Source organism: Aeromonas sp. A35_P (assembly GCF_002259925.1).
GTDB classification, from domain to species: domain Bacteria; phylum Pseudomonadota; class Gammaproteobacteria; order Enterobacterales; family Aeromonadaceae; genus Aeromonas; species Aeromonas dhakensis.
The window spans coordinates 1-12,116 of record NZ_NEVB01000034.1; the positions used below are offsets into that span (position 1 = coordinate 1).

The 12,116-nt window shown below is 60.3% G+C and carries 12 protein-coding genes; 5 read left to right on the forward strand and 7 right to left on the reverse strand.

What is annotated here, in order from left to right; genetic code table 11:
• Positions 1–157 precede the first annotated feature (157 nt).
• Both CAK78_RS03105 and aguA read right to left on the reverse strand, forming a co-directional pair.
• Entirely contained in the window at positions 158–1,861 is a 1,704-nt protein-coding gene (locus CAK78_RS03105) for an amidase (RefSeq protein ID WP_094696334.1), read from the reverse strand.
• A 163-nt stretch (positions 1,862–2,024) separates the two neighbouring features.
• Positions 2,025–3,122, reverse strand: coding sequence for an agmatine deiminase (gene aguA, locus CAK78_RS03110; protein WP_094696335.1), 1,098 nt, complete (start codon positions 3,120–3,122; stop codon positions 2,025–2,027).
• A 152-nt stretch (positions 3,123–3,274) separates the two neighbouring features.
• On the opposite strand from aguA, the gene CAK78_RS03115 reads away from it, so the two are divergent.
• A complete protein-coding gene (locus tag CAK78_RS03115) occupies positions 3,275–4,228 on the forward strand; it encodes a LysR family transcriptional regulator (RefSeq protein WP_176452646.1) in 954 nt (317 codons plus the stop codon).
• 491 nt (positions 4,229–4,719) lie between these two features.
• Complete coding sequence (locus CAK78_RS03125; protein ID WP_005308961.1) at positions 4,720–5,055, forward strand: endonuclease domain-containing protein; 336 nt, start codon at positions 4,720–4,722, stop codon at positions 5,053–5,055.
• Positions 5,056–5,185: 130 nt separating this feature from the next.
• Here CAK78_RS03125 and CAK78_RS03130 read toward each other — a convergent pair whose 3' ends face one another.
• A complete protein-coding gene (locus CAK78_RS03130; protein ID WP_005308958.1) occupies positions 5,186–5,752 on the reverse strand; it encodes a TetR/AcrR family transcriptional regulator in 567 nt (188 codons plus the stop codon).
• Between the two features lie 187 nt (positions 5,753–5,939).
• Between CAK78_RS03130 and CAK78_RS03135 the strand changes: the two genes are divergently transcribed.
• Both CAK78_RS03135 and CAK78_RS03140 read left to right on the forward strand, forming a co-directional pair.
• Positions 5,940–6,977 (forward strand): alkene reductase, encoded by a 1,038-nt coding sequence (locus CAK78_RS03135; protein WP_176452645.1) that lies wholly within the window; start codon positions 5,940–5,942, stop codon positions 6,975–6,977.
• A 202-nt stretch (positions 6,978–7,179) separates the two neighbouring features.
• The gene (locus CAK78_RS03140; RefSeq protein WP_094696339.1) at positions 7,180–8,118 is read left to right on the forward strand and encodes a bifunctional helix-turn-helix transcriptional regulator/GNAT family N-acetyltransferase; all 939 of its coding nucleotides are present in this window, start codon (positions 7,180–7,182) and stop codon (positions 8,116–8,118) included.
• A 175-nt stretch (positions 8,119–8,293) separates the two neighbouring features.
• Here CAK78_RS03140 and CAK78_RS03145 read toward each other — a convergent pair whose 3' ends face one another.
• The 3 genes from CAK78_RS03145 to CAK78_RS03155 form a co-directional block, all read right to left on the reverse strand.
• Positions 8,294–8,632 (reverse strand): nuclear transport factor 2 family protein, encoded by a 339-nt coding sequence (locus CAK78_RS03145; protein ID WP_021463828.1) that lies wholly within the window; start codon positions 8,630–8,632, stop codon positions 8,294–8,296.
• A 167-nt stretch (positions 8,633–8,799) separates the two neighbouring features.
• Entirely contained in the window at positions 8,800–10,389 is a 1,590-nt protein-coding gene (gene prfC, locus CAK78_RS03150; RefSeq protein WP_094696340.1) for a peptide chain release factor 3, read from the reverse strand.
• A gap of 256 nt (positions 10,390–10,645) precedes the next feature.
• Positions 10,646–11,293, reverse strand: coding sequence for a LexA family protein (locus CAK78_RS03155; RefSeq protein ID WP_000854920.1), 648 nt, complete (start codon positions 11,291–11,293; stop codon positions 10,646–10,648).
• A gap of 117 nt (positions 11,294–11,410) precedes the next feature.
• Between CAK78_RS03155 and CAK78_RS03160 the strand changes: the two genes are divergently transcribed.
• Positions 11,411–11,662, forward strand: a complete 252-nt coding sequence (locus CAK78_RS03160) for a helix-turn-helix domain-containing protein (protein WP_000451746.1) — start codon at positions 11,411–11,413, stop codon at positions 11,660–11,662.
• 112 nt (positions 11,663–11,774) lie between these two features.
• On the opposite strand, the gene CAK78_RS03165 is transcribed toward CAK78_RS03160, so the two are convergent.
• The coding region (locus CAK78_RS03165) for a transposase (RefSeq protein ID WP_141214109.1) at positions 11,775–12,116 on the reverse strand (342 nt) is incomplete at its 5' end.

Sequence of the window (12,116 nt, forward strand, 5' to 3'; positions counted from 1 at the left end):
AAATAATATCTATTTAAAGAGAAATTTCATTTTATTACTGCATCTACTTACGATTAAAAATTAGTGTTCCTGATAACTAAAAATAAAACCACCTGCATTTCGCAGGTGGTTTTTATTTGATCACCTAATTAGCACGGGATATTAATCCCAACACCAATCACCCCAACGGCGGCGTGCGTGGCGGCACCATCCGCTTGCTGCCGGTGGACTCGAAGGCCGAGGCTAAGCGCAGCAGCTTGTTGTCGTCATAGGCGCGACCGGCGAAGGTCAGGCCCACCGGCATACCGATATCGGCCATCACGCCCATGGGGACGGTGACGGTCGGCACACCGAGATGGCGAATGGCGAGGTTGCCATTGGCAACCCAGATGCCGTTGCTCCAGGCGATATCGGCGGAGGCCGGATTCACATCCGCATCAGCCGGGGCGACGTCGGCGACGGTGGGGAACAGCACGGCGTCGAGCTTAAGCCCGTCCATCCAATCCTCCAAGTCCAGCTTGCGGGTCTTTTCCAGACCGCGCAGGCCGTCCGGCACCGAGGCAATCTCGTCGAAGCGCTTGAGGCCGCGCTTGGCCATCTTGACGTACTCGTCCATGCCCGCCGCCAGATCGCCCTCGCGGTTCGGCAGGGTGCCCGGATCATGGGGGAAGATCTGGGGGCCATCGACATCCTCAAGCTTGTTCAACTTGGGATCGCCGTTGGCGCGCAGGAAGTCGTCGAACGCCCAGCCGGAGAGCTCCCACAGCTCGTCGTTGAGAAACTCCGGGCTCACGATGCCGCGATTGAACACGGTCGGCGCGCCGGGTCGGTCCCCTTCGCAGTTGGAGACCAGCGGGAAGTCCACTTCGATGACTTCCGCACCAGCGGCTTCCAGCGCCTTGCGAGCATCTTCCCAGAGGGCAATCACGGTCTCGCGGGTATAGATGCGCTGACCGGTCGGGCCGCCGATACCGGGGTTTTCGCTGGTGCCGGCCAGTTCATCCTTGTTGATAAACATGCGCGGCACGCCGAGGCGCTTGCCCTTGAGGGCATCGGCCTTGGCAGCCAGCTCCAGATAGGAAGCCGGACGCACTTCGGAGGCCTTGGGCAGTTGCACCCAGGGCTGCATGCGCCACAGATCACCACGGGGATCGGCATCGTCAGCCACTACCACATCCAGCACTTCCAAGAGATCAGCCATGGTGCGGGCATAAGGCACCACCACATCCATGGTCGGAGTCAGCGGCCAGTTGCCGCGCACCGAGATGACACCACGGGACGGCGTGTAGGCGCACAGACCGTTGTTGGAAGCGGGGCCACGGCCGCTCGACCAAGTCTCTTCAGCCAGGCCGAAGGCGGAGAAGCTGGCGGCGGTGGCGGTACCGGCACCGTTGGAGGAGCCGGAGGCAAACGGCGCGGTCAGGTAGTCGGCATTGTAGGGGCTCTCGGCACGGCCATAGACGCCGCGCTGCATGCCACCATTGGCCATCGGCGGCATATTGGTTTTGCCAAGGCAGATGGCACCGGCGGCGCGCAGCCGCTCAACGGTAAAGGCATCGCGCTGGGCCACCAGATCCTTGAAGGCCGGGCTGCCGGAGGCGGCAGTCAGCCCCTTGACCAGATAGCTGTCTTTGGCGGTGTAAGGGATGCCGTCGAGCGGCCCCAGAGTTTCGCCACGGGCGCGGCGAGCATCGGAAGCCTCGGCCTCTTTCAGTGCATCGGGGTTGGGGACTACCAAAGCGTTGAGCTTGGTGTCGGTCTCGGGGCCGTTGTAGGCCTCGATCCGGGCCAGATAGGCCTTGACCAGTTCGACCGCTGTGGTGCGGCCTGATTCGAGCGCACCGCGCAGCTCGGCAATGGAAACCTCGGTCACTTCGATCATGGGGATCTCCTGTAAAGGGTGACGGTGTGCGATATCGGCTAACGCGGCAATATCGCAGCGAATCGCTTCAGGGTGGTCGCAGCCGCTACAGCTCCCGACCCCCGTATATCAAGGGACAAAACCCCACGATGTGGGGTTTTGTCGAGTTAGTCGAGCCTGCAGCTTATTTCCCTGAGGGGATCTGCTGAGTAATGCAGTGAATATTGCCACCGCCCAGCAGGATCTCGCGGGCCGGCACGCCGACCACGGTGTGATCCGGGAAGATCTCTTCCAGAATGCGCTGGGCTTCGCCGTCGGTGGCGGCATCCAGCAGCGGGTAGACGATGCGATCGTTGGTGATGAGGAAGTTCACGTAGGAGCCGGCCAGACGACCTTCTGCCTCGCGCGGCACACCGCTGCCGCTCTCGACACCGGCAGACTCTTCCTGGGTGCAGTAGAGCGGGCCCGGCTGGGGCAGCTTCCACACTTTCAGCTTGCGACCCTTGGCATCCACCGCCGCTTCCAGCACCTTGAGGGCGGCCACGGAGCGCTCGTACTGGGGATCGTTCTGGTCGTCAGTCCAGTGCAGGGCAACTTCACCCGGGCGCACGAAGCAGCACATGTTGTCGATGTGGCCGTCGGTCTCGTCCATGTAGACGCCTTCGTCCAACCAGATAAAGCTCTTCACGCCCAGATAGTCGCGCAGGTGAGCTTCGATCTGCTCTTTGCTCAGGTGCGGGTTGCGGTTTTCGTTGAGCAGGCACTCGGCGGTGGTCAGGCAGGTGCCTTCGCCGTCGACGTGGATGGAGCCCCCTTCCAGAATGAGCGGCGCGTCGTAACGATCCATGCCGTGCTGTGCCAGCATCTGGGCCGCCACTTGCTCGTCTTGATCCCAGGGGTAGTAGAGGCCGCCCTTGTGGCCGCCCCAGGCGTTGAAGCCCCAATCCACCCCACGGCACTCGCCGGCCGCGTTGGTGACTATGGTCGGGCCGCTGTCGCGGGCCCAGCAGTCATCGCTGTTCATTTCGACCAGGGTGACGTGGCTGGGCATGATGGCGCGAGCCTGCTCCATAAACTGGGCCGGCACCCCCATAAAGACCGGAGTGGCTTGCCCAATGGCATCCGCCACCTTGGCGAAGGTGGCTTGCGCGAAGCGACCGGCCTCACGCCAGTTGTCCGGGCGAAACGGCCAGATCATCCAGACGGCCTGCTGGTGTGCCCACTCGGCAGGCATGGTGAAGCCGTCGGCGGCCGGCGTGGTGTTCATGGTCTTGATGCTCATCGCAAGGCTCCTTGCATGGATTGAGACCCCGCTGGCGTGAAAACGCGGCGCGGGGATCCTGGAAAATAACAGTGGTCGCAGTGTAAGAAGTTGCGCTCACATCCATCAAATGAATAGGATGGATTGTCCCATAAGCCTGGCAAATAATCTTGATGAAACTGCACCAGCTCGACCTCAACCTGCTGCTCGCCTTTGACGCCCTGATGGCGCAGGGCAGCGTCACCCGCGCCGCCGAAACCCTCTTTATCAGCCAGCCCGCCATGAGCCATGCGCTCAATCGCCTGCGCACCTTCTTTGGCGATCCGCTCTTGGTGCGCACCCCGCAAGGGATGCTGCCAACCCCGCGCGCCCAGCGGCTGCATCTTGGTGTACAGCAGGCGCTGCGACTGCTGGAGCAGCAGCTCAGCGACGAGGAGGTGTTCGAGCCGAGCCAGTCGAAGCGCCGCTTCGTGCTCTGCACCACGGATTACGTGGAGTGCGTGCTGATCCCACCGCTTATCCAGCGCCTCAAACGGCTGGCGCCCGGAGTCACCATCGAGATCCGCATCCTGCGCGACACCCTGCCCGAAGCCGAGCTGGCGAGCGGCGAGATAGACCTGGTTCTGGGCTTTGACGAATACATGCAGGTGCCGGGGTACCTGGGCAAGGAGACCTGGCTCACCGAGCCGCTGGCCGGGCTGGTGCGCGCCGATCTGCCGATGGCCGCCCCGGCGCTCGCAGAGAGTGGGGATGACCCCGCTCGGCCAGTCGAGCGCATCAGCTTGGCGCAGCTGATCGAAATGCCCCACGTGTTCCACTCGCCCCTCGGCACCTCGGAGGCTAGCCTGGATCGCTATCTGAAGACGCTGGGGTTCAGCCGCACTATCTCGGTCAACAGCCAGAGCTATATGTCTGCCGCCGCCATCGTCAGCCAGAGCGATCACCTGCTGGTGCTGCCCAGCATGGTGGCCGAGCTGCTCGCCAGCCACTGGCCGCTGAAAAGCCTGCCGCTGCCCGAAGACGTGCCGGATTATCACCTCAACTGCGTCTGGCACCCGGTACATGCGCAGCAGCCGGCGTTGATCTGGTTGAAGGCGCTAATGAAGGAGTTGGTGAATCCGGAGTAACCCGGCTGGGTGTGCCCTCCCCCTCATCCCCAACCCTTCTCCCGCGAGGGGAGAAGGGAGCTTGTTCCGTGCCACTGGCGACATGGCTGACAGCCTGCCTATTTGCCTGCCTGCCGGGGTGAAGCATATCCATCCCACCAGCACATCGACTTATCGACTCATCAGTTCATCAGTTCATCCGTTCATCAGTTCATCAGTTCATCAGTTCATCAGTTCATCAGTTCATCAGTTCATCAGTTCATCAGTTCATCAGTTCATCAGTTCATCAGTTCATCAGTTCATCAGTTCATCAGTTCATCAGTTCATCAGTTCATCAGTTCATTGTCACAAAACTCCACTCAAGCCCGAGATGAGCGACAAGATGACAAATGTCACTCGATCTGTCCCCTCTCCCTCTGGGAGAGGGCCAGGGTGAGGGGACGCCACCCACTCAGTCACCAGACAGGAGAATGGCTATATCTAATAGGGTCAAATAGCTCTGGATAGGCACCATGAGAACCCATCCATTTGCCAAACGAATGAGGCGAGAAGCCACCCTTGCCGAACAGAAGCTGTGGCTGCAATTGCGCGACCGCCGTCTGGCTGGGGTGAAATTCCGTCGCCAGATGCCCATCGGGCCCTACATTGTCGATTTCATCTCTCTTGAGCAGAGGCTGATCATCGAGGTCGATGGATCGCAGCACAACGAACCGGCCGGGCGGCAATATGATGGCGCAAGAACGGCCTACCTCAATCAGCAGGGCTTTCGGGTGATCAGGGTGTGGAATAACGATGTGTTGAGTCGGATGGAGGCCGTACTGGAACTTCTTTTGCTCTCATTGCGCTGAGCAGAGACTGCCCCTCATCCCCAACCCTTCTCCCGCGAGGGGAGAAGGGAGCAAACAACCTGGCTGCGTGTGACATCCCCATAAACAACCATGGCTCCCGCGGGAGCCATGGTTGTTTATGGACGAGGCATTACGCCCGCAGGGCCGTCATCAGCTGGGTGACCACGCCGCCCAGCAGGACGGGGTCGGGGCGGCACTGGGCGAAGGTGACCAGGCCCTGGATGTTGATGAGCAGGAAGGCGGTCAGGGTCGGAATGTCGCGCCCGGCCGCCAGCTCGCCGCGCTCGAGGGCCAGGCTCAGTACCGCGGCCAGATCTGCATCCAGCTCGCCATAGATGGCCTTGAGCTTCAGGTGCAGCTCCTCGTCCTGCTCCGCCAGCTCCATCAGGGTGCGGGTCACCAGACAGGTGCCGCAGAGGGCGTCGTTCACCACCTGCTCGAGGTAGGCCTGCACCCCCGCCAACGGGCTCGCGGCGGCGAAGAAGCTGCGCCGCAGGGCGCTCTTCTCCTGCACATAGTGGTCGACCGCCGCCAGCAGCAAGCCGCGCTTGTTGCCAAACGCCGCGTAGAGGCTGCCCGGATGCAACCCGGTCGCCGCCACCAGCTCCTGCATGGTGGTCTTGGCGTAACCCTTGGCCCGAAATGCCTCCATGGCATTTCGCAAGACGTCGTCCCGGTTGAACTCGGCGCTGCGCATGGTTTCTCCGTTGAAAAGCGGATTCACCGGCCCGGGGCCGGTGAGGGGAAATAAGAGGGCGGCAAGTTTACCCCAGCGGGACCGCAACACCAACCCATGTTGAATGCTCGTTCAAAAAAGACTTGCACACAAAACAAAAAACGTCTTGAATGCACGTTCAAGAACCACTCCCTCAGGACAGACGAGCATGAATACCCTGTTTCAGCCCTATCGCCTCAACGACACCCTCACCCTCGCCAACCGTTTCATGATGGCGCCCCTCACCCGCTGCATGGCGGGCCCGGGTCTGGTACCGACCGAGCAGATGGCCGCCTATTACGCCCGTCGCGCCGACATCGGTCTCATCATCTCCGAAGCCACCATCATCCGGCCGGATGGTCAGGGCTACCCCAATACTCCGGGGCTCTACAGCGCCGAGCAGATCGCCGGCTGGAAGAAAGTAACCGGCGCCGTGCATGCCAAGGGCGGCAAGATCTTCGCCCAGCTGTGGCACGTGGGTCGTCTCTCCCACCCTTTCTTCCACCACGCCGAAGTGCTGGCCCCCTCTGCCGTCGTCCATGAGGGCACGGTGCCGCGCATGCGCGAGCTGGTCTATCAGGTGCCGCGCGCCCTGACCGAGAGCGAAATCGCCCAGCTGGTCAAGGATTACGCCCAGGCCGCCGCCAATGCCATCGAAGCGGGCTTTGACGGGGTGGAGATCCACGGTGCCAACGGCTACCTCATCGATCAGTTTCTGCACCACGCCAGCAACCTGCGCACCGACAACTACGGCGGCAGCCCCGAGAACATGAGCCGCTTCGCGCTGGAGGTGGTGGATGCCATCAATGCCCGCATCGGCGCGGATCGGGTGGGCCTGCGCCTCTCCCCCGGCGCCTATGTGCACCTCGAAGGGGATGCCCGGGATCGCGCCGTGTTCGACCACCTGCTGGCCGAGCTGAACCAGCGCAACCTGGCCTATGTGCACCTCGGCATCTTCGATGACAGCCTCACCTTCGACTACCTGGACGGTCGCGCCTCCGACTACCTGCGCGCCCGCTACGACGGTCATCTGGTGGGGGTGGGCAACTACAGCGCCGAGACCGCTGCCGAGGCCATCAAGGCCGACCGCTTCGACCTGGTCGCCATCGGTCGCCCGCTCATCGCCAACCCGGACTACCTCGCCAAGGTGAAACAGGGCGATGCCTTGGTGCCCTATGCCGACACCATGCTGGCCGAGCTGGTCTAACGCTCACCGGCAGCTTGCCTGACCAAGGATGGGATCCGCGCCCTCGCGCGGGTTTCCAATGTTTGGGCCCCTCTCGGGCCCTTTTTGTGCCCGCTCGTCATGCCCGCCGGTTTCGTGATCCCTCGCCGACCCAATAAAAGTTGCTAGTAACAACTAGTTGGCTATATTGGTTGTTGATGACAACCAAATAGGAAGCCCTGATATGGATCCCCGCCCCCTGCGCGCCCTGTCGCGCGATCTGGTTCGCGAACTCGGCATGCTCTCCCAGCAGTGCGGCGAACTGGCGCTCAGCCCGCTCGAAGCCCATCTGCTGATCGAGCTGGAGAGCGGCCCCGCCACCAATCAGCAACTGGCGGAGCGCCTTCGCATCGACAAGTCCAACGCCAGCCGCCCGCTGGCCCGCCTGGCCGAGCGCGAGCTCATCAGCTGGCACCCCCATCCGTCCGATGGCCGCAGCAAGGAGGCGCGCCTCACCATCGCCGGCCAGGCCCAGCTGCTGGATCTACACCAGGAGATGGACAGCGCCATGGAGGAGACCCTGGCCCAGCTCACCCTCGCCGAGCGCGAGCAGCTGTGGGAAGGCCTGCGCCTCTATCGCAGCGCCCTCTCCCGCGCCCGTCGCCAGCAGGGCTATCGCATTCGCCCCATCACCCCGGCCGATAACCCTGCCATCGCCGCCGTGGTGCGCGCCGTCTCCGCCGAATACGGCCTCACCGCCGACAAGGGCTACGGCGTAGCGGATCCCAATCTCGACTTTCTTCATGAAACCTACCTGGGTGAGCGCAGCCGCTACTGGGTGATCGAGGGACCCGATGGCACCATTCTGGGCGGCGGCGGCATAGCGCCGCTGGCGGGGGAAGAGGGGCAAGTGTGCGAGCTGCAGAAGATGTACTTCATGCCCTCCCTGCGCGGGCTGGGACTGGGGCGACGGCTGGTGCTGCAGGCGCTGGACGAGGCGCGCGCGCTCGGCTATCGGCGCTGCTACCTGGAGACCACCGCCGTGCTGCGCGAGGCCACCGCACTCTACGAATCCCTGGGCTTCGAGCACCTGCCGGGCCCGCTCGGCAGCACCGGCCACGATGCCTGCGAGATCTGCATGGTGCTGGCGCTCGCCGCCAACAAGGCCCTGCCAGTGGCGTGAGGCATAAAGACCGGATGAACAGGGGCGGCCCTGGTGCCGCCCTTTTGTTTGCCTGTCGTTCAGAGCCAGGCGGCGGGTGGCGCGAAGGGGCATGAGGAGCGAGGCCTGACGTCAGCCGGTATCAATGAACGGCGTTTGTGATCAGGCCAGGGCAGACAGGGGCGCTGGGCGCCTGTCAGGTGGGAAAGTAGAACCAGGCCGTCTTGATAAGGCCGGCCTCCACCTCGAACACCGCCATACTTTCGATGGGCTCGGGGGAAAGGCCATAGATCAACTCGTGATCGAACACCTTGTTGCCGATGACGGTGCGCGCCAGCAGCTCGGCCCGCAGGGCCGGGTTGTTGAAACGATGTTCGGCATAGAAGGCGCTGAGCGCCTCCTTGCCCACTGTGCTCGGGCTCTCCGTCGGCATCCGGTACCCCTTGAACGCATCGGAGAAGCAGGCCAGGAAGGCCTCGAGATCATGGGCGTTGTAAGCGTTAAATTGTGCCTCGACGGGCAGTTCGACCGACATGCATCACTCCCTGAATCATGTGTGAGCCTCCTTTATAGGGGGCATTGCTCCCCTTGTCGACCGGTGACGGCGGCGCTCCCCCCAACCACGCCCTGTTCGCCATGCAAAAAGAGACCCCGCCGAAGCGGGGTCTCTTTTTATCTTGTCTGCCTGTCGGCAAGCCCTTGTCAGTGCTCGCGGGTCTGGCGGAAGTGAACGTCGGCGTGACGCTCCTGGGCCAGGCGCAGGTTGACCATGGTCGGCGCGATGTAGGTGAGGTTGTCACCGCCATCCAGCGCCAGGTTGACCTCGTTCTTGCGCTTGAACTCCTCGAACTTCTTGACGTCGGTCCCTTCCACCCAGCGGGCAGTGGCGACGTTGACCGCCTCGTAGATGGCCTCGACGTTGTACTCGCTCTTGAGGCGCGAGACCACCACGTCGAACTGCAGCACACCGACCGCACCCACGATGAGATCGTTGCTGATGAGCGGACGGAACACCTGTACCGCCCCCTCTTCGGAGAGCTGCACCAGCCCCTTGAGCAGCTGCTTCTGCTTGAGCGGGTCGCGCAGGCGGATGCGGCGGAACAGTTCCGGCGCGAAGTTCGGGATGCCGGTGAACTTGAGATCCTCACCCTGGGTGAAGGTGTCACCGATCTGGATGGTGCCGTGGTTGTGCAGGCCGATGATGTCGCCGGCGCACGCCTCGACCGCCTGTTCGCGATCACCGGCCATGAAGGTCACGGCGTCGGAGATGTTCACGTCCTTGCCGATGCGCACATGGCGCATCTTCATGCCCTTGGAGTAGGTGCCGGAGACGATGCGCATAAAGGCGATACGGTCGCGGTGCTTCGGATCCATGTTCGCCTGGATCTTGAACACGAAGCCGGAGAACTTCTCCTCGGTCGCCACCACTTCACGGCTCTCGGCCTTGCGCGGCATGGGGGCCGGCGCCCAGTCAGTGAGGCCGTCCAGCATGTGGTCGACACCGAAGTTGCCGAGCGCGGTACCGAAGAAGACCGGGGTCATCTCGCCGGCGATGAAGGCGTCGTGATCGAACTCGGGGGAGGCGCCCTGCACCAGCTCCAGTTCACCGCGCAGCTGGGCCGCCAGATCGTCGCCGATGGCCGCGTCCAGCTCGGGGTTGTTCAACCCCTTGACCACCCGCTTCTCCTGGATGGTGTGGCCCTGACCACTCTGATACAGATAGGTCTCGTCCTTGTAGAGGTGATAGACACCCTTGAAGGATTTGCCGCAGCCGATGGGCCAGGTGATGGGGGCGCACATGATGTTGAGCTCGCGCTCCACCTCGTCCATCACCTCCATGGGATCGCGCACTTCGCGGTCCAGCTTGTTCATGAAGGTGAGGATGGGGGTGTCGCGCAGCCGGGTCACTTCCATCAGCTTGCGGGTCCGGTCTTCAACACCCTTGGCGGCGTCGATGACCATCAGGCAGCAGTCGACCGCCGTCAGGGTACGGTAGGTATCTTCGGAGAAGTCCTCGTGACCCGGGGTATCGAGCAGGTTGACCAGACAATCGGCATAGGGGAACTGCATCACCGAGGTAGTGATGGAGATACCACGCTGCTTCTCCATCTCCATCCAGTCGGATTTGGCGTGCTGGCCTGAGCCACGGCCCTTGACGGTACCGGCGCGCTGAATGGCCTGTCCGAACAGCAGGACCTTTTCGGTGATGGTGGTTTTACCCGCATCCGGGTGCGAGATGATAGCAAAGGTCCTTCGCTTATTGATTTCATTGAGAAAATCTTGGTTTGCCATGTATAAATTCTTTTAGTTTGTACACGGATTTGTACACACTTTTGGAAGTACTCTCTTTTCAGTTCTTCGCTTGTCAAATCCGTCGTGTTAATCGTAATTGGCCGCCATTTTCGCTGATCTTGACTTTATAAACAATCAATGGTTATCTAATCGGTTACCATTTACTCTCAGCGTGCGCCAATGCTCAGTTGTAGCTGTTTGCAATCGTTGCTTCTTCAGCTCATGAACAACTGTGGCTAAACCACAAATTCCTTCGCTACCAGAAATCGATGATAGCTTGTCGTACTACACCGATGATGGTGCAGTTGCCGTTGATCGGTATTGCCGGGTATTGCGGGTTCAAAGGTTTTAGATACTTCTGTTCACCATCAATAACCAACTGCTTAAAGGTTGCTTCTTTCGAATCATCCAAACGCGCAACAACCAATGAACCTGAAGAGTAAGGTAACTCAGGATCAACAACGATCACTGCCCCCTCAGGTATGGATTTTTTTCCGCTTGGATTTTCCATACTGTCGCCTTTTACGCGAAGTGCGAAACAACCCTCATGTGCTTTCCCAGTGACTTCACGCCACTCCTCAGCATCTTCATGGGCAAATCCCTCCGCTATTTCAGTCCAATCACCGGCCTGAACCCAGTTAATGAGAGGAATTCTTCCCTTAATATCAGGCCCGACTTCTACATTACCGACCCCCAAGCCAATCTCGCCATCACCTGTGGCGAGCCAATGAGCATTCACGCGAAGCGCCTCCGCGATCTGCATGGTGTAACGAGACCTAGCCGATTTACCAGAGCAAATCTGGCTGATCGACTGCTGTTTGATACCAATGCGACGAGCCAACTCAGACTGAGTCACCCCAGTAAGCTGCAAGGCATGGTTTAGTCGTTCGGATAAAGTTTTCATAAGCCCGTATTCTACAAATAAAACTGTAGCCTTTCAACAATTTTAACTGTTGACTTATCTACAGTTTAAACTGTAACATTCAATCTTGTAACAGTTATTATTGTAACAGGAGACGGTATGGAAGTGTTCAACACGACACAAAAACATCTCCGCCGTGCCATTGACTTGGTAGGCGGGCAATCAGCATTAGCACGAGCCATCAACTCAAAACAGCAAAACGTCTGGTTTTGGTTGAATAAATCAGGGCGTGTTCCCGCTGAATTCGTTTTACCCATCGAACAAGCTACGCAAGGACAGGTAACCCGATCTCAGTTAAGACCGGACATCTATCCCGAATGCCCAAGCGAGCTGAAAGCCAGTAACCAGTAGGATTAAGGGCAAATAATGGTGAGCATTTTACGTAAACACAAAAGCGAGTTCCTCCATGCGTGATTATGGCAAGGTCTATACCCGCTTTTGGCTAAAGCAAAACGTTTCCTGATTACCCATGACCCTCAGCCAGCTTCAAGAGCCGATATGGCATCGGAGGGCTTGCCACGACTGCATGCCCCAATTCAACCAACATGCTTTTGAGGTCAAAACGATGATTAAACCGGAAGCAGTATTCAGCAAGATGTCTCGGTAAATGCTTCGCTCCGAGCGTATGGCAACTGCCCCGCAGCGAGTTCTTCACATTCCCTATCATCGTGTTTACCCAGTTGAATGCCGGATGATCCAGCAAGTCAAGGTTGCCCCCGGTGACAACACCCAGGTGCTCACAATTGGCCTCCTTCACCGCCCTGAAACAGGCCAATCCATCGGATATCACCGCGCTACCACTGGC